The sequence below is a fragment of the Variovorax boronicumulans genome, from assembly GCF_009811375.1.
In the GTDB taxonomy this organism is placed as follows: Bacteria; Pseudomonadota; Gammaproteobacteria; order Burkholderiales; family Burkholderiaceae_C; genus Variovorax; species Variovorax boronicumulans.
In genome coordinates this window covers 188,289-209,737 of sequence record NZ_BKDH01000004.1, presented here as the reverse complement: position 1 = coordinate 209,737, position 21,449 = coordinate 188,289, and the positions used below count along the sequence as shown (strand labels likewise).

Here is a 21,449-nt window from a genome sequence, read left to right as displayed (position 1 = left end):
CCGTGCGGTGCAGGGGCGGCGTGCTCAGCCGCCCCGCTCGAACTTGAACACCGCCGTGCTGGCGCGCGCGTTGGGCAGCCAGCGCACGTCGCGGCCGTTCTGCAGGCCGAAGGCGTCGAGCACGCGCAGGTTGTTCTTGCCGGCCAGCACCTCGAAGTCCTTGTAGGTGCCGACGCGGATGTTGGGCGTGTCGTACCACTGGTAGGGCAGGCGGCGCGTCACGGGCATGCGCCCGCGCGCCACGCTCAGGCGGTTGGGCCAGTGCGCGAAATTGGGAAAGGCGACGATGCCGAAGCGGCCCACGCGCGCGGTCTCGCGCAGCATGACCTCGGCATTGCGCAGGTGCTGCAGCGTGTCGATCTGCAGCACCACGTCGAAGGTGGCGTCGTCGAACATCGCCAGGCCTTCGTCGAGGTTGAGCTGGATCACGTCGACGCCGCGGCGGATGCACTGCAGCACGTTGCCGTCGGCGATCTCCACGCCGTAGCCGGTGCAGCCGCGCTCGCGCTGCAGCAGGTCGAGCAGGGCGCCGTCGCCGCAGCCCAGGTCGAGCACGCGCGAGCCCTGAGGCACAAGCTGGGCAATCAGTCGTTGGTGTTCGATGTCGCTCATTGGAACTCCTTGGCGACGCGTTCGAAGTAGGAGCGCACCACGCCCATGTAGCGCACGTCGTCGAGCAGGAAGGCGTCGTGGCCGTGCGGTGCGTCGATCTCGGCGTAGCTCACGTTGCGGCGGTTGTCGAGCAGCGCCTTCACGATCTCGCGGCTGCGCGCGGGCGAGAAGCGCCAGTCGGTCTTGAAGCTCACGAGCAGGAACTTGGCCGTGGCCTGCGCCAGCGCCGTGCTGAGCTGGCCGCCGTGGTGGCGCGCGGGGTCGAAGTAGTCGAGCGCGCGGGTGATCAGCAGGTAGGTGTTGGCGTCGAAGTACTCGCTGAACTTGTCGCCCTGGTAGCGCAGGTAGCTTTCGATCTGGAACTCGATGTCCTGCGTGGAATAGCGGTAGTCGAGCCCCGCCACCTCGCCCTCGACGGCGCTGCGCAGGATGCGCCCGAACTTGGCGTTCATCACGTCGTCGCTCAGGTAGGTGATGTGGCCGATCATGCGGGCGATGCGCAGGCCGCGCTTGGGCACCACACCGTATTCGTAGAAGTGGCCGCCGTGGAAGTCGGGGTCGGTCACGATGGCGCGGCGCGCCACCTCGTTGAAGGCGATGTTCTCGGCCGTGAGGTTGGGCGCGCTGGCCACCACCACGGCGTGCCGCACGCGGTCGGGGTACTGCAGCGTCCACGACAGCGCCTGCATGCCGCCGAGGCTGCCGCCCATCACGGCCGCGAGCGTGCGGATGCCGAGCGCATCGAGCAGCGCCGCCTGGGCGTCGACCCAGTCTTCGACCGTGACCACCGGGAAATCGGCGCCGTAGACGCGGCCGTTGGCGGGGTTGACGTGCATCGGACCGGTCGAGCCGAAGCAGGAGCCGAGGTTGTTGACGCCGATCACGAAGAAGCGGTCGGTGTCCAGCGGCTTGCCCGGGCCCACCATGTTGTCCCACCAGCCCTCGGAGCGGGCCTGGCCCTCGTACACGCCCGCGACGTGGTGCGAGGCGTTGAGCGCATGGCACACCAGCACCGCATTGCTGCGTTCGGCGTTGAGGGTGCCGTAGGTTTCGTAGGCGAGCGTGTAGCCGCTGATCGAGGCGCCGCTGCGCAGGGCCAGCGGGCCTGCGAACTGCATCGACTGCGGGGTGACGACCAAAGGTGACGACGACATGAATGAAAAAACCCGGCCTCGCCAAAAACGAGCCGGGTTCGGCAGCCGTCTTTAGCAGAATTTATAAAGCGCCCGCAAGCTGAAGCAAATCGGCGCAGGGCAAGTATAGCCCCGTGACTTTTTCCTGCTACCAGCCGACGATCATCACGACACCTAGCACCAGGAAGATCGCCGCCGAGATGCCGTGCACGAGCTTGATCGGCACACGCCGCACGATCTTGTCGCCCAGCCACACCACCGGCGCATTGGCCAGCATCATGCCAAGCGTGGTGCCGACGACGACCCAGGCGTAGTCCTGCGTGAAGCGGGCGGCCAGCATGACGGTGGCGATCTGGGTCTTGTCGCCCATCTCGGCCAGGAAGAAGGCGATCACGGTGGTGCCGAAGACGCCGAACTTCGAGACGCCGGGGGCGTCGTCTTCATCGAGCTTGTCGGGAATCAGCATCCAGACGGCCATCGCGATGAACGAGCCGCCCAGGATCCAGCGCAGCACCTCGGGGCCGAGCCAGCGCGTGATGTAGTTGCCGACCGCGCCGGCCAGCGCGTGGTTGATGACCGTGGCGACAAAAATGCCGAGCACGATCGGCCAGGGTTTCCTGAAGCGCGCGGCCAGCAGAAGGGCCAGGAGTTGGGTCTTGTCGCCCATTTCGGCGAGCGCGACCACGCCCGTTGCAACGAGAAAAGCTTCCATGATGGATGTGGGGTTCCTTGGGCCGAAGGACGCAATTGACCGCACAACACCTTCGGCCATATTCCCGAAGTTGTGCGGTCAAAGGTCTCGCCAGGTGTGTTCACTGCACGCGCCATGTCCTCGTGGGGCAAGGACAAGTCTGTTGACGCGGGCCCTTCTCGTGTGCGGAAGGCGGCTACTCCCCAATGACCCGCGAATTGTAGCCGCATCGTCAATTCCCCCGGCCCAAACAGGTAGGCGTGCGCTAACTTCCATTAGTTTCGAAAGGTGCTACCTCAAGACGCAAATTCCTGCTTGCTTTTTTGATATTTCACCCATAATGCACGAGCATCCCTCTTGATTTTGGGCGGGAGCAATTCGGTGATCGGTCAGTTTCGCGCGGCTCGGCGGCTCTCGTTTGAGTGATGCTTTCGGGACTCCATCGCTTTTCTTGATGTGTTTATAGGAGTCCCTTGATGGGCAACAAACTCTACGTCGGCAACCTGCCTTACTCGGTGCGCGACGGTGATCTCGAGCAGGCCTTCGGCCAGTTCGGCGCAGTGACCAGCGCCAAGGTCATGATGGAGCGCGACACGGGTCGCTCGAAGGGCTTCGGCTTCGTCGAGATGGGCAGTGACGCGGAAGCACAAGCCGCCATCAACGGCATGAACGGCCAACCCCTGGGCGGCCGCAGCGTGGTCGTCAACGAAGCACGTCCCATGGAAGCACGTCCCCCCCGCAGCGGTGGCGGCGGCTACGGCGGCGGCGGTGGTGGTTATGGCGGCGGTGGTGGCGGTGGCTACGGCGGCGGCGGCGGTGGTGGCGGCTACGGTGGTGGCGGCGGTGGCCGCTCCGGCGGCGGCTACGGCGGCGGTGGTGGTCGTTCGGGTGGCGGCGGCGGTGGTGGCGATGGCGGTTTCCGCAGCCCCTACGGCGCAGGTCCCCGTGGCGGCGGCGGTGGTCGCAGCGGCGGTGGCGGCTACGGCGGCGGCGGCAACGGTGGGTACTGAACCCCGTTCACTCCTTCGCATGCCTCACGGCACACAAACACAAAAGGCTCCCTCGGGAGCCTTTTTCTTTGCCTGCGCGCTGTGCCCACCGTGCAATCGGCAATGAAGCTCAGGCTTCGCCGCTGCGCTTCTTGCGCTCCCGGCCCTGCACCGCGCGGTCGAGCACGGCATTGGGCAGCAGGCGCATGACCTTGGCGACCACGCCCATCTGCCACGGAATCACGCGGTAGCTCGTGCCGGCCTCGATGGCGCGCAGCGCCTGGGCCGCGAAGTCCTCGGGCTGCATGAGAAAGGGCATGCCGTAGCGGTTGCCCTGCGTCAGCGGCGTGTCGATGTAGCCCGGGCAGAGCGTGACGACCTTCACCCCGCTGTTGTGCAGTTCCCCGCGCAGGCTCTCGCAGTACGCGACCACGCCGGCCTTGCTCGCGCAGTAGGCGCCGTGCCCCGGCAGCCCGCGGATGGCGGCGACGCTGCCGATGCCCACGAGCCGCCCGCTGCCGCGCTGCACCATGGCCTGCACGAAGGGATGGAAGGTGGCGGCCAGCCCCACGTTGTTGACGGCGAAGGTGCGCGCCAGCACGTCGAGGTCCGAACGCTCGGCCGTGTCGATGCCGATGCTGATGCCTGCGTTGGCGATCACCACGTCGGGCACGCCCTGGCGCGCGATGCAGTCGGTGCCGGCGGCCACGATGCTGTCGGTGTCCGCCACGTCGGCGCCGTAGACCTGGTAGCGGCCCGCGTCCAGCTGGCGGCCCGTCGCCCAGGTGTCGATCTCGCCCGTGCGCCGCGCGACCAGCGCCAACCGGTAGCCCGCGTCGTAGAAGCACGCGGCCAGGGCCTGGCCGATGCCGCTGGAGGCGCCGGTGATGAAGACGAGCGGTGCGGCGGTGGTCATGCGTGGATCGTCTCCCGGGAACTTGTTCTTGTGTGGCAGCCGCTCAGCGCGGCTTGCCTGCGGCGGCCGACGGCACCAGCACGCCGCGCACGCGGCCCGTGAGGTTGGCCACGCCGCTCAGGTTGTCGTAGTCGAGCGTATCGCCCGTGAACTGGTCGCTGCCGCGGATGAGCGTGACCGGCTTGTTCGACTGCACCTTCTCGGTGTCGAGGAACGCATGCAGGAACTCGCCGCGAAACTCCAGCCGCGGCGTGGCCTTGCCGCTCGCGCTCACCGCGGGTTCGCGGATCACGATCGCGTTGCCGAACAGCTGGATCTCGCTGCCGTCGGAATTCGACAGGCCCCGGTTCGCCGACGAGCGCGTGACCAGCCCCTCGGGCGACACCGAGCGCATGCGCACCTGGTCGACCTCGATGGTGTCGGTGTCCGGGTAGTGCCGCCCCTCGGTGCCGTGCAGCTCGCTGCGCAGGTCGCCGTTGGGCAGGAAGTTCTTGATGACGAAGTCCCGCATGAAGTAGTCGGGCTCGTGCGTGGGCGCCGCCTTGACGGTGGGCTCCAGCAGCTTGGGCGCATTGCGCACCAGCCAGTAGGTGCCCAGCGCCACGCCCGCCATCAGGATGATCGGCAGGTAGATGGTGGTGCGGTCGAGCACATCGCGCGTCAGGTTCCAGGCGCGTCGCAGCTGCGGGCTCATGGTCGGGGGCCCAGGGCAGCGTCGAGCAGCGGGCGGTACTGGCCGCAGGCCGTCAACAGCAGGTCGCAGAATTCGCGCGCCGCGCCTTCGCCGCCGCGTGCGGTGGTGACGTAGCGCGCCACCGCGCGCACCTCGGCGTGCGCGTTGGCCGGTGCCGCCGCGAAGCCGACGCGGGTCAGCACGGGCAGGTCGGGCCAGTCGTCGCCGATGGCGGCGGCCTGCGCCCAGGTGAAGCCCAGCTGCTTCAGCATGGCTTCGGCGGCGGGCAGCTTGTCTTCGGTGCCGTAGCGCACGTGCTCGATGCCCAGCGCCTCGAGCCGCACGCGCAGCGGCTTGGAGTCGCGCCCGGTGATCACGGCCGGCGTGATGCCGGCCTTGCGCAGCAGCTTGAGGCCGTAGCCGTCGAGGATGCTGAAGCGCTTGAGCGTCTCGCCGTGCTCGGTGAAGTACACGCCGCCGTCGGTCAGCACGCCGTCGATGTCGAAGAAGACGATGCGCACATCTTGCGCGGCCAGCAGGGTCTCGGCCTGGAAATCAAGCGGCATCAGATGACCTTCGCGCGCATCAGGTCGTTGGTGTTCACCGCGCCGACGATCACCCCCGCGCCGTCGATCACGAACAGGCGGGTGATACCGCATTGCTCCATGAGTTCGGCCGCCTCCACCGCCAGCGCGTCGACGCGGATGGTGCGCGGGTCGCGGTGCATGATGTCGGCCGCCTTGGGCGTGCGCAGGTCGGCGCCGGCCTCGATCAGGCGGCGCAGGTCGCCGTCGGTGAAGATGCCCAGCGCCCGGCCGTCGGGCTCGACCACCGCGGCGGCGCCGAAGCCCTTGATGCTCATCGCGCGCATCAGCTCGCTGACGGTGGCCGTCGGCGGCACACACGGCACTTCGTCGCCCGAGCGCATGACGTCGCTCACGTGGGTGAGCAGCTTGCGCCCCAGCGCACCGCCGGGGTGCGAGCGCGCGAAATCCTCGGAGCCGAAGCCGCGCGCGTCGAGCAGGGCCACGGCCAGCGCGTCGCCCATGGCGATCTGCGCGGTGGTGCTCGCGGTGGGCGCGAGGTTCAGCGGACAGGCTTCCTTGGCGACGCCGGCGTCGATCACGATGTCGGCATGGCGCGCCAGGGTGGAATCGGGGCGGCCGGTCATCGCGATCAGGGGCACGCCCTGGCGCTTGACCACCGGCAGCAGCACGGTGAGCTCGTCGACCTCGCCGCTGTTGGAGATGGCCAGCACGAGGTCGACCGCCTTGATCATGCCGAGGTCGCCGTGGCTGGCCTCGGCCGGGTGCACGAACATCGCGGGCGTGCCGGTGGAGGCGAGGGTGGCGGCGATCTTGCGGCCGACATGGCCGCTCTTGCCCATGCCCATCACGACCACGCGGCCGCGCACTTCCAGGATCTTGCGCACGGCCTCGACGAAACTCGGGCCGACGCGGGCCTTCAGGCCGAGGACGGCTTCGGCTTCGATGTCGAATGTGACGCGTGCCCGGGCCAGGATGGCGTCGGGGTCGACCACGTGGGTCGGGGCGGGGCGGGAGCTCATCGCCGGATTTTACGAGGCGGGCGCGGTCGGCGATCACATGGCCCGGGGAAGCCCGGGGCACGGACATTGCTCTAGCATCGGCGCCTATGTCTTCGTTCGATCTCACGCTGTTGTATCTGTTGGCCGCGGTGATCGGCGTGGTGGCCTGCCGGTCGCTCAAGCTGCCGCCGATGCTCGGCTACCTGACGGCCGGCGTGCTCATCGGCCCGCATGCGCTGGCGCTGGCGCAGAACTCCGAAGGCATCCGCCACCTGGGCGAGTTCGGCGTGGTGTTCCTGATGTTCGTGATCGGGCTCGAGTTCAGCCTGCCCAAGCTGCGCGCCATGCGCAAGCACGTGTTCGGGCTGGGCATGGCGCAGGTGCTGCTGACCATGGCGCTGGCCACGGCCGGCGCGCTGCTGATCGCCACGCAGCTGCCGCCGGCCTGGCAGCTGGGGTGGCAGCTGGGGTGGCAGACCACGCTGGCGCTGTCGAGCGCGCTCACCATGAGCAGCACCGCCATCGTGGTCAAGCTGATGGCCGAGCGGCTCGAGCTGGAGAGCGAACACGGCAAGCGCGTGATGGGCGTGCTGCTGTTCCAGGATCTGGCCGTGGTGCCGCTGCTGGTGCTGATTCCCGCGCTGGGCGCGCCGCCCGAGGCGCTGGCCAAGGCGCTGGGCTTCGCGCTGGTGAAGGCCACCTTCCTCATCGGCGTGCTGCTGTACGGCGGGCCGCGCATCATGCGCTGGTGGCTCACGCTGGTGGCGCGTCGGCGCAGCGAGGAGCTGTTCATCCTGAACGTGCTGCTGATCACGCTGGGCCTGGCCTGGCTCACCGAGCTGGCCGGCCTGAGCCTGGCGCTGGGTGCCTTCATCGCCGGCATGCTGGTGTCGGAAACCGAATACAAGCACCAGGTCGAGACCGACATCCGCCCCTTCCACGACGTGCTGCTGGGGCTGTTCTTCATCACCGTCGGCATGTCGCTCGACTGGCACATCGTGGTCGAGCGCTGGCTGCTGGTGGCGGTGCTGCTGCTGGTGCCGCTGCTGTTCAAGCTGGGGCTGGTGACGGTGCTGGCGCGGGTGCTGGGCGCCACCTCGGGCGTATCGCTGCGCACCGGCCTGTACCTGGCGCAGGCCGGCGAGTTCGGCTTCGTGCTGCTGGCGCTCGCGCAGGACCGCAACCTGTTGCCGCCGTGGCTGGCCAACCCGGTGCTGGCGTCGATGGTGCTGTCGATGCTGGCCACGCCCTTCATCGTCATGTACAGCAACGCCATCGTGCGCAAGCTGGTGGCCAGCGACTGGCTGCAGCAGTCGCTGCAGATGACGACCATCGCGCGCAAGACCATCAACACCGCGCAGCACGTGATCATCTGCGGCTACGGGCGCTGCGGCCAGAACCTGGCGCGCATCCTGGAGCGCGAAGGCATTCCCTACATGGCGCTCGACCTGGACCCCGACCGTGTGCGGCAGGCCGCAGCGGCCGGCGATTCGGTGGTGTTCGGCGACGCGGCGCGGCTGCAGGCGCTGATGGCGGCGGGCCTGGCGCGCGCCAGCGCGGTGGTCGTCACGTACCTCGACGTGGGGGGCGCGATGAAGGTGCTGGCCAACACCCGCGCCCATGCGCCGCACGTGCCGGTGATCGTGCGCACCCAGGACGACCACGACCTCGAGAAGCTGCAGGCCGCCGGCGCGACCGAGGTGGTGCCTGAGGCCATCGAGGGGTCGCTGATGCTCGCGAGCCATGCGTTGGCGCTGGTCGGCGTGCCGATGCGGCGCGTGATCCGCGTGGTGCAGGACCAGCGCGACGCACGCTACAACCTGCTGCGCGGCTACTTCCACGGCGCCGACGACGACAACGCCGACGAGATCGACCACGAGCGCCTGAACAGCTTCACGCTCACGCCGGGCGCACGCGCCATCGGCCAGACGCTCGGACGGATTGCGCTGCCGACGCTGGGCGTGCGGGTGGCCAGCCTGCGCCGCCAGGACGGCCAGGCGCGCGTGCCGGCCGACGACACGCTGCTGTCGGACGGCGACACCCTCGTGCTGTCGGGCAAGCCCGCCGCGCTGGCGATTGCCATCGAGCGGCTGCAAAAGGGCTGAGGCCGCCGGCGCGGGCTCAGTTCAAGAGCGACGGGTTGCGCTTTTCTTCTTCGATGCGCTGCTGACGGCGCACCGCTTCGCACTGTGCGTGCGACCTGTACTCGGGCTTCACGCACTGGGCCGCCATGCATTGCGCCTTGGCGATGAAGTTGCGGTCGCCGCATTGGGCCTGCGGGTCGGCGGGAGGAGCCGGTGTTGCGGGCGCGGGTGCCGGTGCAGCTGCCACGGGCGCCGCGGCGGGCGGGGCCTGGGGCGTCGGTGGGGGAGGTGTCGCCGGCTTGCGCGGCTTCGCGACGGGCGTCGACTTGGGGGCGGCTTCCGCGGGCTCGGCGACCGCTTCCGCGGGTGGCGCTTCGGCCACGGGCGGCGCAGGTTCGGTCGCGGCCGGTGGTGCTTCGACCGCCGGCGGCGTCGCGACGGGAGCCGGCGCTACGACAGGAGGCGGTGCCACGGCCGGCTCGGGCGCCTTGCTGCCGGTCCCGTAGCCCAGCCAGCCCGCGACCACCAGCAGCAGCGCGACCGCGAGCAGCCCCAGCCACAACCCGATGCCACGCGGGCGCAGCACCGGTTCGGGCGGCTTGATGCGCTTGACCTTGATCCGCGTCTTTGGCCGATCGGCTCGGGGGGAAGGAGGCAAAGACGATGCGGCGCCCCCACGCCCCGATGCCACGATCACGGTTTTTTCATCCGCGGGCGGCGGCGGGGGCGGCGGCTCGGGACTCCAGCCGTTGGACGCCGGCGACGACGCGCGCTTCGACTCGGCGGGGTCGAACAGCGGCGCGGGAATGGTCGGCGCGCGCAGCTGGGCCGGTGCGGTGGTGGCCCATTCGCGGTCGGCAGGGCTGGGCGCCGGGGGCGGCACGCGGTCGGCGGCCGACAGCCGGCCGCCGCAGTTCCTGCAGAAATTGGCACCCTCGCGGTTGTCCGCGTCACAGACCGGGCAGATCAAGGCCATGGCTCACCAGCAATTCTCGGGATCGGAAACGAAGACTTGTTCTTGTTGTTGTGCGGCGGCTGGCAGCGCGCGGCGAGCGGGAAGGCTCCGCTCAACTCAGGTGACGGCCACCCGCTTGGAGCGGTGCGCCATGCGCTTGGCAATCACGGCGCCGAGCGCCATCGCGATGTCCAGCGCCATGTTGGGCTGGCGGTTCGACATCTCGGAGAACCGCACGGCCGTGAGGCGCCACACGCGCCCCGCGCCGGTGACCACCACGTTGGCCGCATGCGGCTCGCGCGAGAAGAACGAGCCTTCGCCCACCACCGAGCCCGGCGACAGCACGGCCAGGCGCATCTGTTCCTTGCTGCTGACGCGGTGCACGCTGATGGCGCCGCTTTCGACGAAGAACACCGAGCGGTCGTGCGTGCCTTGGGAGATCAGCACGTCGCCGACACCGGTCTCGATGGGCTGCAGATAACCCGCGAGCGTGTCCCACTGCGCGACGCTCAAGGTCAGCGCGAACGCGTCGGCGCTCAGGTTCTCCGCGATGGCGCGGCTCAGGTTCTGGATGGACATGTTTTTCTCGACCCCCGCAAGTGATCCGAAGTATCCGCGAAGGCCCCGAGGTTCGGCTACAACTGTTTACGCTTTCCCCGGCGAAGCGCACGCATGTGTCGCTATTTCCCGATACAGAAGCGCGAAAAGATGACCCCCAGCAGGTCGTCCGCGCCGAACTCGCCGGTGATCTCGTTGAGCGCGTTCTGCGCCAGCCGCAGCTCCTCGGCCAGCAGGTCGAGCAACTGGGCCTGCGCCGCCAGGTGGGCCGCCGCCAGCGCGAGGTGCGTCTCGACCCGGGCCAGCGCCTGCACGTGGCGCGCGCGCGCCAGGTAGACGCCCTCGGGCACGGCCTGCCAGCCGGCCATCGCCAGCAGCTGGTCGCGCAGCGCCTCGATGCCCGCGCCGGTCTTGGCCGACAGCGCAATGCCTTCGGACGGCGGCGCGGCCGAAGCCGCCGCGTCCTGCTTGTTCCACACATCGAGCACCGGCACGCTCGCCGGCAGCTTGCGCCGCAGGCCGGCCAGGATCTCGGCGTCGGCGGCGGCGTAGTCGGGCTGGCCGGCGCGCGTCAGGTCGTGCAGGAACAGCACGGCGTCGGCGCTTTCGATCTGCCCCCAGGCGCGCGCCACGCCGATCTGCTCGACCTCGTCGGTGCTGTCGCGCAGGCCCGCGGTGTCGGCCACATGCAACGGCACGCCGTGGATCTGGATGGTCTGCGAGACCACGTCGCGCGTGGTGCCCGCGATGGCGCTCACGATGGCCAGCTCGGCGCCGGCCAGCGCGTTGAGCAGCGAACTCTTGCCCGCGTTGGGCTGGCCCGCGATCACCACCTTGATGCCTTCGCGCAGCAACGCTCCTTGCTTGGCGCGCTGTTGCACGGCGGCCAGCTGCGCATGCAGCCGTTGCAGCTGGCCGGTCGCGTCGGCTTTCTGGAGGAAGTCGATCTCTTCTTCGGGGAAGTCGAGCGTGGCCTCGACCAGCATGCGCAGGTGGATCAGCGCGTCGCGCAGCGTGTGGATCTCGCGCGAGAAGGCGCCCGACAGCGAGCGCCCGGCGCTGCGCGCGGCCGCCTCGGTGCTCGCGTCGATCAGGTCGGCGATGGCCTCGGCCTGCGCCAGGTCGATCTTGCCGTTGAGAAAGGCGCGCTGGCTGAACTCGCCCGGCTCGGCCACGCGCAGGCCCGGCAGGCGCGGGCGGCCGGTGGCCAGATCGATTTCGGCCGCGGCTTCCAGGCAGCGCGACAACAAGAGCTGCAGCACGACCGGGCCGCCGTGCGCCTGCAGTTCGAGCACGTCTTCGCCGGTGTAGGAATGCGGCGTCGGGAAATGGATCGCCAGGCCGTGGTCGACCGGCTCGCCCTGCGCATCGCGAAAGGGCAGGTAGGTGGCTTCGCGCGGCTTGAGGGCGCGGGCGCACAGCGCCTGGACCAGCGGCGCCAGCCGGGCGCCCGACACGCGAACGATGCCGACCGCCCCGCGCCCCGGGGCGGTGGCGATGGCGACGATGGGATCGGTGGTGCGGGCGAGGGTCATGACAGCGCGATTCTTTCAGCAAAAAGCAAAGGGCCGCGGATGCGGCCCTTTGCAGGTGGCGGAGGCCGGCCGGCTTACTTGCCGAGCACGCCCAGTCGCTTGTTGATGAACCACTGCTGCGCGATCGACAGCACGTTGTTCGTGATCCAGTACAGCACCAGGCCGGCCGGGAAGAAGATGAACATCACGCTGAACGCGAGCGGCATGATCCACATCAGCTTGGCCTGCATCGGATCGGGCGGCGTCGGGTTGAGCCAGGTCTGGAACAGTGAGGTGGCCGTCATGACGATCGGCAGGATGTACCAGGGATCGGGTGCCGACAGGTCGGTGATCCAGCCGATCCACGGTGCGTGGCGCATTTCGACCGACGACAGCAACACCCAGTACAGCGCGATGAACACCGGGATCTGGATCACGATGGGGAAGCAGCCGCCCATCGGATTGACCTTTTCGGTCTTGTAGATCCGCATCATTTCCTGCTGCATTTCTTGCGGCTTGTCCTTCAGCCGCTCGCGCATTTCCATGATCTTCGGATTGATGGCCTTCATCTTGGCCATGCTGGCGTAGGCCTTGGCGTTGAGCCAGTAGAAGGCCGCCTTCAGCAGCACCACGAGCGCCACGATCGCCCAGCCCCAGTTGCCCAGGATGCCGTGCAGCTGCGTGAGCAGCCAGTACAGCGGCTTGGAGATGATCGCGAAGATGCCGTAGTCCTTCACCAGGTCCAGGCCGGGGGCGATGGCTTCGAGCTTCTTTTCTTCTTCGGGGCCGGCGAACAGCGCGCTGTTCACGACCTGCGTGGCGCCCGGGGCGATCTTCGGCAGCGTGGCCACCATGGCGACGGTGAAGAGGTTGTCGCCCAGGTCCTTCACGCGGAATTCGCGGCGCAGCTGTTCGCTGGCCGGGTCGCCCTTGAGCAGCCAGGCCGACGCGAAGTAGTGCTGCACCATCGCGATCCAGCCGTCGTTGGCCGGCGGCGGCGGCTCGACCTTGCCCTTGGCGATGTCCTTGAAGTCGAGCTTGTGGAACTTCTTCTCGTTGGTGTACGCGGCCGGGCCGGTGAAGGTGTTGGTGCCGAACATGGTGCCGGCGGCCACGGTGCCGTGGCGCAGCAGCTGCATGTACAGCTGCGCGTCGCGCGGCTGGTCGCTCACGTTGACCACTTCGTGGCGCACGCCGATGACGTAGTCGTCACGCTTGAACACGTAGGTCTTGATGTACTTCAGGCCACCGACAGGGGCACTTTCGAAGCTCACTTCGAGCGTGTTCTGGCCGTCGGCCATCGTGCGCGGACCGGCCTTGGGCGTCATGGCCGTCAGGTGGTTGGGGAAAGCGTCGCCGGCGACGGGGTTCAGCAGGCCGGTCTGCGCCACGTAGCGCGTGGCAGGCGAGCCGTTTTCGAACAGCACGACGCGCTTGGTGCGGTCGGCTTCGTCGTACTTGAGCAGTTCGAGGTGGTTGACCGTGGCGCCTTCGCTGTCGATCGTCGCCTTGAACAGGTCGGAGGTCACCACGACCTGCTCGCGCGGCGCGGCCGGGGCCGCCTGCGTGGGCACGGCGCCCGCGGTGCCGCCGGCTGCGGCAGCCGCGGTCGGCACGCCGTTGTTGGCAGCGCTGCCCGTGGCCGGCGCCGTGGCGGCGGGCTTGGTCGACGGCAGGAAGGTCGGCTTGTTGCCGTTGAAGACCTGCCATTGGTCCCACAGCAGCACGAGCGAGAAACCAAAAATCACCCACAGGATCGTGCGGCGGATATCGTTCATGACGAAGACTTCTTGTCGGAGGAGAGAAGAGACGAAAACAGCGATCCTGACTTGTCAGTGCGACGCTGTGATTTCGGTGGAACCGGATCGTGGCCGCCCTGGCACCAGGGCTGGCAGCGCGCGATGCGGTGCAGCGTCAGGTAGCTGCCCTTGAGCGCGCCGTGCACTTCCAGCGCCTCGATCGAATACACCGAGCAGGTCGGCGTGAAGCGGCACGACTGCCCGAGCCAGGGGCTCAGCAACAGGCGGTAGCCCTTCACGAGGCCGATCAGCAGGCGTTTCATGCGGGAGCGCGTGCAGGGGAGGGGGCGGCCGGTGCCGGCGGGCGCCCGGCGCGCGCCAGCAGTTGCTGGAGCTCGGCGCGCACGGCGGCCTTGAGCTTGTCCGAGGAAGCGCTCACGAACGCCTTGCGATCGAAACCGGCGCGCAGACGCACCACGTGCGCGGCACGCGGCAACACGACGCCGGGCGCGGCGCTCACGGCGTAGATCTGGCGCTTGATGGCGTTGCGCGTCACCGCGCGGCGTGCCCAGCGCTTGGGCACCATGGCGCCCAGCCAGACCTCATCGGACGGAAACAGCGAAGCGGCGCCCGATGGGGAAACATCGAGCGCACAGCGGTGCAATGCGAAATGGGCAGTGCGCGCCACGGTGGCACCTGCGAGGACGGCCTGGAATTGCGCGCGGGTCTTGAGCCGCTGCAAGGAAGCCGGGCCGCGGACGTCGCTGCTGGCGGGGCCAGGCGCAGAGGCTGCAGGAGCCTGCGCGGACGTGTCGGCGGCTGACAACGGCAGGTGGGGTGCCGTCAGACGGCCAGGCGCTTGCGGCCCTTGGCGCGGCGTGCGTTGATCACGGCGCGGCCGCCACGGGTCTTCATGCGGACCAGAAAGCCGTGGGTACGGGCGCGGCGGACTTTGGATGCTTGGTAAGTGCGTTTCATGATGGTTTCCTGATTCCCTGTTTGCGCCGGTTTCCGCATGAAGGCATGCAAAAACCCGGCGAGCGCTGGGGGAGCGAGTTTCGGATGGCCCCCGAAAGACGCTGTGAAGGCTTTTCAGGGAAACCCGCAATTATCGCAAACATTGGCCGCCGGAACAATCTTCGACTGGATTTGCGGGCCTTTCCATGTGCAGCGCAGCATGTGGATAAGGTTTTGACAAGTTAGAATGCCCGGCGCCTTCCAGCAGAGAATATCCACAATACCTATACAAGAAATGCCCGAGGGTTCCATCACTTTTTCAAGCGCCCATGTCGACTGACGGCATCGGCGAAAGCCTGTGGCAGGCCTGCGTCGACCAGCTCGCGCAGGAGCTGTCCGAGCAGCAGTTCAATACCTGGATCAAGCCCCTCACCGCGCAGGTCGCCGACGACCTTTCGCGCATGACGGTGTTCGTCGCCAACCGCTTCAAGCTCGACTGGATCCGTGCCCAGTACGCGGGCAAGATCGCGGCCATGGCCGAGAAGATGTACGGCCAGCCGGTCACCATCGAGTTAGCGCTCGCTCCGAGAGAAACCCCCGTCCGTGTTGCACCCATGGCCATCATGGCCGAAACGGATGTGCCGCGCGACGTGGCCGGCCCGGGCGAGGAGCCGGCCGCCGCCGGCTTCAAGAACCGTCTCAATTCGGGGCTCACTTTCGACACCCTGGTCGAGGGCACGGCCAACCGCATGGCGCGCGCCGCGGCCATGCACGTGGCCGGCATGCCGGGCCACCTGTACAACCCGCTTTTCATCTACGGCGGCGTCGGCCTGGGCAAGACCCACCTGATGCACGCTGTGGGTAACCGGCTCCTGGCCGACCGGCCCGATTCCAAAGTTCTCTACATCCACGCCGAGCAGTTCGTGTCGGATGTGGTCAAGGCCTATCAGCGCAAGACTTTCGATGAGTTCAAGGAACGCTACCACTCGCTCGATCTGCTGCTGATCGACGACGTGCAGTTCTTCGCCAACAAGGACCGCACGCAGGAAGAGTTCTTCAACGCCTTCGAGGCCCTGCTGGCCAAGAAGTCGCACATCGTGATGACCAGCGACACCTATCCCAAGGGGCTGGCCGACATCCACGAGCGGCTGGTGTCGCGCTTCGATTCGGGCCTCACGGTGGCGATCGAGCCGCCCGAGCTCGAGATGCGCGTGGCCATTCTGATCAACAAGGCCCGCGTCGAAGGCACCGAAATGCCCGAGGAAGTCGCCTTCTTCGTGGCCAAGAACGTGCGCTCCAACGTGCGCGAACTCGAAGGCGCGCTGCGCAAGATCCTGGCGTACTCGCGCTTCAACCAGAAGGAGATCTCGATCGCCCTGGCGCGCGAGGCGCTGCGCGACCTGCTGTCGATCCAGAATCGGCAGATCTCGGTCGAAAATATCCAGAAGACGGTGGCCGACTACTACAAGATCAAGGTCGCCGACATGTACAGCAAGAAACGCCCGGCCAGCATTGCACGGCCGCGGCAGATCGCGATGTACCTGGCCAAGGAGCTCACGCAGAAGAGCCTGCCGGAAATCGGCGAGCTGTTCGGCGGTCGCGACCACACGACGGTGCTCCACGCAGTGCGAAAGATTTCGGGCGAGCGCCAGCAGCTCACCGAACTCAACCAGCAGCTGCACGTCCTCGAACAGACCCTCAAAGGCTGAAGCCGAATGTCATCAAGAACGCCCCTCGCGACAGCGGAGAATGGCGTCCTGAAAGCTGATTCAAAGAGATAAGAGAAGAGGAAGAAGACATGATCGTTTTGAAGGCAACCCAAGACAAAGTTCTTGCCGCGCTGCAGTCGGTGGCCGGCATCGTGGAGCGGCGTCATACCCTGCCGATCCTGGCCAATGTGCTGATCCGCAAGACCGGCGGCCAGCTGCAGCTGACCACCAGCGACCTCGAGATCCAGATCCGCACCACCGCCGAGCTCGGTGGCGACGAAGGCAACTTCACGACCACCATCGGCGCGCGCAAGCTGATCGACATCCTGCGCACCATGCCGGCCGACCAGACCGTGAGCCTCGAATCGAGCGCCAGCAAGCTCGTGCTCAAGGGCGGCAAGAGCCGCTTCACGCTGCAGTCGCTGCCCGCCGAAGACTTCCCGCTGGTGCAGGAAGCCGCCAATTTCGGCCCCGTGTTCAGCGTGCCGCAAAAGACGCTGAAAGACCTGCTCTCGCAGGTCTCGTTCGCGATGGCCGTGCACGACATCCGCTACTACCTGAACGGCATCCTGTTCGTGGCCGAAGGCAAGCAGCTGAGCCTGGTGGCCACCGACGGCCACCGCCTGGCGTTCTCCTCGGCCATGCTCGACGTCGAAGTGCCCCGCCAGGAAGTGATCCTGCCGCGCAAGACCGTGCTCGAAATGCAGCGCCTGCTGTCCGACGCCGAAGGCGCCATCGAGATGCAGTTCGCGAACAACCAGGCCAAGTTCAGCTTCGGCGGCATGGAGTTCGTCACCAAACTGGTCGAGGGCAAGTTCCCCGACTACAACCGCGTGATTCCGAAGAACCACAAGAACACCGTCACGCTCGGCCGCGCGCCGCTGCTGGCCAGCCTGCAGCGCACCGCCATCCTGACCAGCGAGAAGTTCAAGGGCGTGCGCCTGAACATCGAGCCGGGCACGCTGCGCATCGCGTCGAACAACGCCGAGCAGGAAGAAGCCCAGGACGAGCTCGACATCGACTACGGCGGCGACAGCATCGAGATCGGCTTCAACGTCACCTACCTGATCGACGCGCTGTCGAACATGGACCAGGACATGGTCAAGCTGGACCTGGCCGACTCCAACAGCTCGGCCTTGTTAACCATCCCCGAGAACGCATCTTTCAAGTACGTCGTGATGCCGATGCGCATCTAGACCCTGGAAAACACAGCGCCTTGCGCACACGACCCGCGGCCCCCCGCGGGTTTGCGCTTTCAAGAGGCGGCGAATTGAGCTTTTGAGAGCCCGAAAAATCACGGGAAACCCGTGAGAGACAGAGGAATATCCGAATGAGTGCAGAAGAGAACAAGCCCGACGTGCCGCACACCGAGCCGGTCTATACCCCCGAAATCCAGATCGTGGCGCCCGAAGGCGTCCCCGCCGACTCCAGCTACGGCGAAGGTGCGATCACGATCCTCGAAGGTCTGGAAGCCGTGCGCAAGCGCCCGGGCATGTACATCGGCGACACCTCCGACGGCACGGGCCTGCACCACCTGGTGTTCGAAGTGGTGGACAACTCCATCGACGAAGCGCTCGCGGGCCATTGCGACGACATCGTCGTCACGATCCACTCCGACAATTCGATCTCCGTCACCGACAACGGCCGCGGCATTCCCACCGGCGTGAAGATGGACGACAAGCACGAGCCCAAGCGCTCGGCCGCTGAAATCGCGCTCACCGAACTGCACGCCGGCGGCAAGTTCAACCAGAACAGCTACAAGGTCTCGGGCGGCCTGCACGGCGTGGGCGTCTCGTGCGTGAACGCGCTGAGCGTGAAGCTGCGCCTGATCGTGCGCCGCGAAGGCAAGATCCACGAACTCGAATTCAGCCGCGGCTTCGTGCAGAACCGCCTGCTCGAGACCGTGAACGGCTTCGAGGTCTCGCCCATGAAGGTCATCGGCGACACCGACAAGCGCGGCACCGAAGTGCACTTCCTGCCCGACACGGAAATCTTCAAGGAAAACAACGATTTCCACTACGAAATCCTGAGCAAGCGCCTGCGCGAGCTGAGCTTCCTGAACAACGGCGTGCGCATCCGCCTGCTCGACGAACGCACCGGCAAGGAAGACGACTTCTCCGGCGCCGGCGGCGTGCGCGGCTTCGTGGAGTTCATCAACAAGGGCAAGACCGTCCTGCACCCGAACTCGTTCTACGCGGCGGGCGAGAAGCCGGCCGACACCTACGGCGGCATCCCCGGTACGCACATCGGCGTCGAAGTGGCGATGCAGTGGAACAGCGGCTACAACGAGCAGGTCCTCTGTTTCACCAACAACATCCCGCAGCGTGACGGCGGCACCCACCTCACCGGCCTGCGCGCCGCGATGACCCGCGTCATCAACAAGTACATCGAAGAAAACGAATTCGCGAAAAAGGCGAAGGTCGAAGTCACCGGCGACGACATGCGCGAAGGCCTGTGCTGCGTGCTGAGCGTGAAGGTGCCCGAGCCCAAGTTCTCCAGCCAGACCAAGGACAAGCTGGTGTCCAGCGAAGTGCGCGCGCCGGTGGAAGACATCGTCGGACGCCTGCTCACCGACTACCTGCAGGAGCGCCCGAACGACGCCAAGATCATCTGCGGCAAGATCGTCGAGGCCGCCCGTGCCCGCGAAGCCGCGCGCAAGGCCCGCGAAATGACGCGCCGCAAGGGCGTGCTCGACGGCATGGGCCTGCCCGGCAAGCTGGCCGACTGCCAGGAAAAGGACCCCGCCCTGTGCGAGGTCTACCTGGTGGAGGGTGACTCCGCCGGCGGCTCCGCCAAGCAGGGCCGCGACCGGAAGTTCCAGGCCATCCTGCCGCTGCGCGGCAAGATCCTGAACGTCGAGAAAGCGCGTTACGAGAAGCTGCTCACCAGCAACGAAATCCTGACGATGATCACCGCGCTCGGTACCGGCATCGGCCGTGCCGGCGCGACCACGGCGGGCGGCGGCGCGGACGACTTCAACGTCGCCAAGCTGCGCTACCACCGCATCATCATCATGACCGACGCCGACGTGGACGGCGCGCACATTCGCACGCTACTGCTCACCTTCTTCTACCGGCAGATGCCCGAGCTGGTCGAGCGCGGCCACATCTACATCGCGCAGCCGCCGCTGTACAAGGTGAAGGTCGGCAAGGAAGAGCAGTACCTGAAGGACGGCCCCGCGCTCGACGCCTTCCTGCTCAAGGTCGCACTGAAAGACGCGAGCATCGAGACCGGCGGCGCCGCCTCGACCACGCTGTCGGGCGACACCCTGGCCGAGCTGGCGCGCAAGCACCAGGTGGCCGAGGCCGTGATTGCGCGCCTGCGCAACTTCATGGACGCCGAAGCCCTGCGCGCCATCGCCGACGGCGTGGCGCTCGACCTCGACACGCCGGCCGCCGCCGAGGCCTCGGCCGTGGCGCTGCAGGCCAAGCTGCGCGAACTCAACACGACCGGCGTGCCGGCCGAGGTGAGCAGCGAGTTCGACGCTCGCACCGACAAGCCGCTGCTGCGCATCAGCCGCCGCCACCACGGCAACATCAAGTCCAGCGTGATCTCGCAGGACTTCGTGCACGGCGCCGACTACGACGCGCTGGCGCAGGCCGCCAACACCTTCCGCGGCCTGCTGAGCGCCGAAGGCGCGCTGGTCAAGCGCGGCGAAGGCGAACGCGCCAAGGAAGAAAAGGTCGACGACTTCCGCCAGGCCATGAAGTGGCTGATCGGCGAAGCCGAACGCGCCACCTCGCGCCAGCGCTACAAGGGCCTGGGCGAGATGAACCCCGAACAGCTGTGGGAAACCACCATGGATCCGACCGTGCGCCGCCTGCTGCGCGTGCAGATCGACGACGCGATCGAGGCCGACCGCGTGTTCACGATGCTGATGGGCGACGAGGTGGAACCGCGCCGCGAGTTCATCGAGCAGAACGCGCTGCGCGCGGCGAACATCGACGTCTGATCGATCGATGGCGCGGCACCGGCGGTGTCGCGCTGTTCACCAAGGGGGCGCCTGCAAGCGCCCCTTTTTTTTCCTCCTCCTACTGCTTGCGCTGCACGAACAGGTTGCGCTTCGCATCCTCCGGGTACGCGAAGCTGATCTGCCCGTTGCGCACCACGCCCATCACCAGCATGTTGGGCGACAGCGCATCCTTGTCGTTTTCCGAGAACGACTTGTCGTAGGTCGTGACCACGCCGTAGTAGGGCCGCTTGGGCTGCTCGAGCGCGGCCTTGATGAACGGGCCTTCGAGCTTGCCGCTGGGCACGTTGAACATCGCGTGCGCCAGCAGGTAGGTCGCGTCGTAGGCCTGGGCGGCGGCCATCGGCACCGGGATGCGCTTGGTGTTGAATTTCCGCGCGTAGTTGGAGAGAAACGACGAGCGGCGCTCGTTGCTCGGCTCGGCGATGAAGCTCTGCGCCATCAGCGCGCCTTCGGAAGCCTCCCGGGCGCCCTCGATGAAGGATGGGAAGGACAGCGTCCAGGCGCCGACCTGCGGCACCTTCCAGCCGATGGCCTGCCGGCTGCGCGCGATGACGGCGTTCTCGGGGCCCACGGTGTAGCTGAAGATGACGTCCGCGCCGGCCGCCTTGGCCTCCGACAACTCTTTCGTCAGGTCTTTCACGCCGAGCGGAAAGCGGCCCACATACACGGGCTTGAGGTGCTTGGCCGCCAGCGCCTTCTCGACATCCTTGGCGCCCGCCTCGCCGTAGCCGGTGCTGTCGTGCAACACGGCGACCCGTTTCCAGCCGCGCGCCAACAAGTCATCGACCACGAAGGGCGCCTGGATGCTGTCCTTGGGCGAGGTGCGAAATACATAACTCGTGGCCGGCGGATAGGTCGACGTCAATGGCGAGCCGGTGGCACAGGGCACGATCAACGGCAATTTCGCGTCATTGAAAACGGCCAATGAATTCATCGCCACGCCGGTATTGCAGAAGCCGATGGTGGCGACCACTTTTTCATTGACGAGGGCCTGGGATTGCGAGCGGCCAGTGTCCGGATTGGCCTGGTCGTCCTTGATCACCAGTTCGAGCGAGCGGCCCAGATACCCGCCCACGGCATTGATTTCGTCGACGGCCATCTTCACGCCGTTGAGCATGGGCAGGCCGAAATCGGCCGACGGCCCGGTGAAAGGGCCGATGACGCCGATGCGGATCGGCGCGGGTTGCTGAGCGCTTGCCTGGGCGGCCAGTCCCAAAGCCATCAGCAAAAAAACGAATCGGCGATTTGAATGAAGCATTTGGTTTGCGCGCTTTGAAAGGAAGCGCCGAGCCTAATTTCTTTGCGCGCCCGCCAATAGCTAGGGAATGCCCAGTCAATTGCGCACCAATTCCGTCTTGTGTTGCCAATTCAGCACAGGCTGTGAGGCTGGCGCCGGATCG

The 21,449-nt window shown here is 67.1% G+C and carries 20 protein-coding genes and 1 riboswitch; of the genes, 5 read left to right on the top strand and 15 right to left on the bottom strand.

Annotation, left to right across the window (positions count from 1 at the left end):
* Positions 1 to 24: 24 nt before the first annotated feature.
* The 3 genes from metW to VHAB30_RS26020 all read right to left on the bottom strand — a co-directional run bounded on the left by metW (position 25) and on the right by VHAB30_RS26020 (position 2,457).
* The gene (metW, locus tag VHAB30_RS26030; protein WP_159279095.1) at positions 25 to 612 is read right to left on the bottom strand and encodes a methionine biosynthesis protein MetW; all 588 of its coding nucleotides are present in this window, start codon (positions 610 to 612) and stop codon (positions 25 to 27) included.
* Entirely contained in the window at positions 609 to 1,766 is a 1,158-nt protein-coding gene (gene metX, locus VHAB30_RS26025) for a homoserine O-succinyltransferase MetX (RefSeq protein ID WP_070063358.1), read from the bottom strand. Before metX ends, metW begins: the two co-directional genes overlap by 4 nt.
* A gap of 127 nt (positions 1,767 to 1,893) precedes the next feature.
* Positions 1,894 to 2,457, bottom strand: a complete 564-nt coding sequence (locus VHAB30_RS26020; RefSeq protein WP_095747370.1) for a TMEM165/GDT1 family protein — start codon at positions 2,455 to 2,457, stop codon at positions 1,894 to 1,896.
* A 9-nt stretch (positions 2,458 to 2,466) separates the two neighbouring features.
* Positions 2,467 to 2,653: riboswitch (yybP-ykoY riboswitch) on the bottom strand.
* Positions 2,654 to 2,912: 259 nt separating this feature from the next.
* Between VHAB30_RS26020 and VHAB30_RS26015 the strand changes: the two genes are divergently transcribed.
* Positions 2,913 to 3,446, top strand: coding sequence for an RNA recognition motif domain-containing protein (locus tag VHAB30_RS26015; RefSeq protein ID WP_159279094.1), 534 nt, complete (start codon positions 2,913 to 2,915; stop codon positions 3,444 to 3,446).
* A 109-nt stretch (positions 3,447 to 3,555) separates the two neighbouring features.
* Here VHAB30_RS26015 and VHAB30_RS26010 read toward each other — a convergent pair whose 3' ends face one another.
* Genes VHAB30_RS26010 through VHAB30_RS25995 form a run of 4 tightly spaced genes read right to left on the bottom strand, consistent with a single transcriptional unit; the run spans position 3,556 to position 6,581 of the window.
* Positions 3,556 to 4,341 (bottom strand): SDR family oxidoreductase, encoded by a 786-nt coding sequence (locus tag VHAB30_RS26010; protein ID WP_070063361.1) that lies wholly within the window; start codon positions 4,339 to 4,341, stop codon positions 3,556 to 3,558.
* Positions 4,342 to 4,384: 43 nt separating this feature from the next.
* Entirely contained in the window at positions 4,385 to 5,035 is a 651-nt protein-coding gene (lptC, locus tag VHAB30_RS26005) for an LPS export ABC transporter periplasmic protein LptC (RefSeq protein WP_070063362.1), read from the bottom strand.
* Positions 5,032 to 5,580: a KdsC family phosphatase gene (locus VHAB30_RS26000; protein ID WP_062473615.1), complete on the bottom strand. Its 549-nt coding sequence runs from the start codon at positions 5,578 to 5,580 to the stop codon at positions 5,032 to 5,034. Before VHAB30_RS26000 ends, lptC begins: the two co-directional genes overlap by 4 nt.
* Positions 5,580 to 6,581, bottom strand: coding sequence for a KpsF/GutQ family sugar-phosphate isomerase (locus tag VHAB30_RS25995; protein ID WP_062473617.1), 1,002 nt, complete (start codon positions 6,579 to 6,581; stop codon positions 5,580 to 5,582). Before VHAB30_RS25995 ends, VHAB30_RS26000 begins: the two co-directional genes overlap by 1 nt.
* 86 nt (positions 6,582 to 6,667) lie before the next feature.
* Here VHAB30_RS25995 and VHAB30_RS25990 point away from each other — a divergent pair, with 86 nt between their 5' ends.
* On the top strand, positions 6,668 to 8,665 hold the full coding sequence (locus VHAB30_RS25990) for a monovalent cation:proton antiporter family protein (RefSeq protein WP_159279093.1): 1,998 nt from the start codon (positions 6,668 to 6,670) through the stop codon (positions 8,663 to 8,665).
* 16 nt (positions 8,666 to 8,681) lie between these two features.
* On the opposite strand, the gene VHAB30_RS25985 is transcribed toward VHAB30_RS25990, so the two are convergent.
* The 7 genes from VHAB30_RS25985 to rpmH form a co-directional block, all read right to left on the bottom strand.
* A complete protein-coding gene (locus VHAB30_RS25985; protein WP_159279092.1) occupies positions 8,682 to 9,620 on the bottom strand; it encodes a zinc ribbon domain-containing protein in 939 nt (312 codons plus the stop codon).
* Between the two features lie 96 nt (positions 9,621 to 9,716).
* Entirely contained in the window at positions 9,717 to 10,178 is a 462-nt protein-coding gene (locus tag VHAB30_RS25980; protein ID WP_062482896.1) for a Crp/Fnr family transcriptional regulator, read from the bottom strand.
* A 101-nt stretch (positions 10,179 to 10,279) separates the two neighbouring features.
* Entirely contained in the window at positions 10,280 to 11,692 is a 1,413-nt protein-coding gene (mnmE, locus tag VHAB30_RS25975; RefSeq protein WP_159279091.1) for a tRNA uridine-5-carboxymethylaminomethyl(34) synthesis GTPase MnmE, read from the bottom strand.
* A 74-nt stretch (positions 11,693 to 11,766) separates the two neighbouring features.
* On the bottom strand, positions 11,767 to 13,449 hold the full coding sequence (gene yidC / locus VHAB30_RS25970; RefSeq protein WP_095948401.1) for a membrane protein insertase YidC: 1,683 nt from the start codon (positions 13,447 to 13,449) through the stop codon (positions 11,767 to 11,769).
* Positions 13,446 to 13,733: a membrane protein insertion efficiency factor YidD gene (gene yidD, locus VHAB30_RS25965; RefSeq protein ID WP_056574909.1), complete on the bottom strand. Its 288-nt coding sequence runs from the start codon at positions 13,731 to 13,733 to the stop codon at positions 13,446 to 13,448. The genes yidC and yidD overlap by 4 nt, the downstream gene beginning before the upstream one ends.
* Positions 13,730 to 14,152 (bottom strand): ribonuclease P protein component, encoded by a 423-nt coding sequence (locus tag VHAB30_RS25960; protein ID WP_159279090.1) that lies wholly within the window; start codon positions 14,150 to 14,152, stop codon positions 13,730 to 13,732. The genes yidD and VHAB30_RS25960 overlap by 4 nt, the downstream gene beginning before the upstream one ends.
* Before the next feature lie 101 nt (positions 14,153 to 14,253).
* Positions 14,254 to 14,388 (bottom strand): 50S ribosomal protein L34, encoded by a 135-nt coding sequence (gene rpmH / locus VHAB30_RS25955; RefSeq protein WP_007834827.1) that lies wholly within the window; start codon positions 14,386 to 14,388, stop codon positions 14,254 to 14,256.
* Between the two features lie 308 nt (positions 14,389 to 14,696).
* On the opposite strand from rpmH, the gene dnaA reads away from it, so the two are divergent.
* From dnaA to gyrB, 3 genes are all read left to right on the top strand, one after another.
* Positions 14,697 to 16,076 carry a chromosomal replication initiator protein DnaA gene (gene dnaA, locus VHAB30_RS25950; RefSeq protein ID WP_062480418.1) on the top strand — a complete coding sequence of 460 codons (1,380 nt, stop codon included), beginning with the start codon at positions 14,697 to 14,699 and terminating at the stop codon, positions 16,074 to 16,076.
* Positions 16,077 to 16,165: 89 nt separating this feature from the next.
* Positions 16,166 to 17,272 (top strand): DNA polymerase III subunit beta, encoded by a 1,107-nt coding sequence (gene dnaN, locus VHAB30_RS25945; RefSeq protein ID WP_056574900.1) that lies wholly within the window; start codon positions 16,166 to 16,168, stop codon positions 17,270 to 17,272.
* A 134-nt stretch (positions 17,273 to 17,406) separates the two neighbouring features.
* On the top strand, positions 17,407 to 20,028 hold the full coding sequence (gene gyrB / locus VHAB30_RS25940) for a DNA topoisomerase (ATP-hydrolyzing) subunit B (RefSeq protein ID WP_159279089.1): 2,622 nt from the start codon (positions 17,407 to 17,409) through the stop codon (positions 20,026 to 20,028).
* 79 nt (positions 20,029 to 20,107) lie between these two features.
* Here gyrB and VHAB30_RS25935 read toward each other — a convergent pair whose 3' ends face one another.
* Positions 20,108 to 21,271: an ABC transporter substrate-binding protein gene (locus tag VHAB30_RS25935; RefSeq protein WP_159279088.1), complete on the bottom strand. Its 1,164-nt coding sequence runs from the start codon at positions 21,269 to 21,271 to the stop codon at positions 20,108 to 20,110.
* Between the last annotated feature and the right edge of the window lie 178 nt (positions 21,272 to 21,449).

Bases quoted from the DNA above. Each gene is read 5' to 3' on its own strand.
- metW (WP_159279095.1), bottom strand. From the start codon at position 612: ATGAGCGACATCGAACACCAACGACTGATTGCCCAGCTTGTGCCTCAG.
- metX (WP_070063358.1), bottom strand. From the start codon at position 1,766: ATGTCGTCGTCACCTTTGGTCGTCACCCCGCAGTCGATGCAGTTCGCA.
- VHAB30_RS26020 (WP_095747370.1), bottom strand. From the start codon at position 2,457: ATGGAAGCTTTTCTCGTTGCAACGGGCGTGGTCGCGCTCGCCGAAATG.
- VHAB30_RS26015 (WP_159279094.1), top strand. From the start codon at position 2,913: ATGGGCAACAAACTCTACGTCGGCAACCTGCCTTACTCGGTGCGCGAC.
- VHAB30_RS26010 (WP_070063361.1), bottom strand. From the start codon at position 4,341: ATGACCACCGCCGCACCGCTCGTCTTCATCACCGGCGCCTCCAGCGGC.
- lptC (WP_070063362.1), bottom strand. From the start codon at position 5,035: ATGAGCCCGCAGCTGCGACGCGCCTGGAACCTGACGCGCGATGTGCTC.
- VHAB30_RS26000 (WP_062473615.1), bottom strand. From the start codon at position 5,580: ATGCCGCTTGATTTCCAGGCCGAGACCCTGCTGGCCGCGCAAGATGTG.
- VHAB30_RS25995 (WP_062473617.1), bottom strand. From the start codon at position 6,581: ATGAGCTCCCGCCCCGCCCCGACCCACGTGGTCGACCCCGACGCCATC.
- VHAB30_RS25990 (WP_159279093.1), top strand. From the start codon at position 6,668: ATGTCTTCGTTCGATCTCACGCTGTTGTATCTGTTGGCCGCGGTGATC.
- VHAB30_RS25985 (WP_159279092.1), bottom strand. From the start codon at position 9,620: ATGGCCTTGATCTGCCCGGTCTGTGACGCGGACAACCGCGAGGGTGCC.
- VHAB30_RS25980 (WP_062482896.1), bottom strand. From the start codon at position 10,178: ATGTCCATCCAGAACCTGAGCCGCGCCATCGCGGAGAACCTGAGCGCC.
- mnmE (WP_159279091.1), bottom strand. From the start codon at position 11,692: ATGACCCTCGCCCGCACCACCGATCCCATCGTCGCCATCGCCACCGCC.
- yidC (WP_095948401.1), bottom strand. From the start codon at position 13,449: ATGAACGATATCCGCCGCACGATCCTGTGGGTGATTTTTGGTTTCTCG.
- yidD (WP_056574909.1), bottom strand. From the start codon at position 13,733: ATGAAACGCCTGCTGATCGGCCTCGTGAAGGGCTACCGCCTGTTGCTG.
- rpmH (WP_007834827.1), bottom strand. From the start codon at position 14,388: ATGAAACGCACTTACCAAGCATCCAAAGTCCGCCGCGCCCGTACCCAC.
- dnaA (WP_062480418.1), top strand. From the start codon at position 14,697: ATGTCGACTGACGGCATCGGCGAAAGCCTGTGGCAGGCCTGCGTCGAC.
- dnaN (WP_056574900.1), top strand. From the start codon at position 16,166: ATGATCGTTTTGAAGGCAACCCAAGACAAAGTTCTTGCCGCGCTGCAG.
- gyrB (WP_159279089.1), top strand. From the start codon at position 17,407: ATGAGTGCAGAAGAGAACAAGCCCGACGTGCCGCACACCGAGCCGGTC.
- VHAB30_RS25935 (WP_159279088.1), bottom strand. From the start codon at position 21,271: ATGGCTTTGGGACTGGCCGCCCAGGCAAGCGCTCAGCAACCCGCGCCG.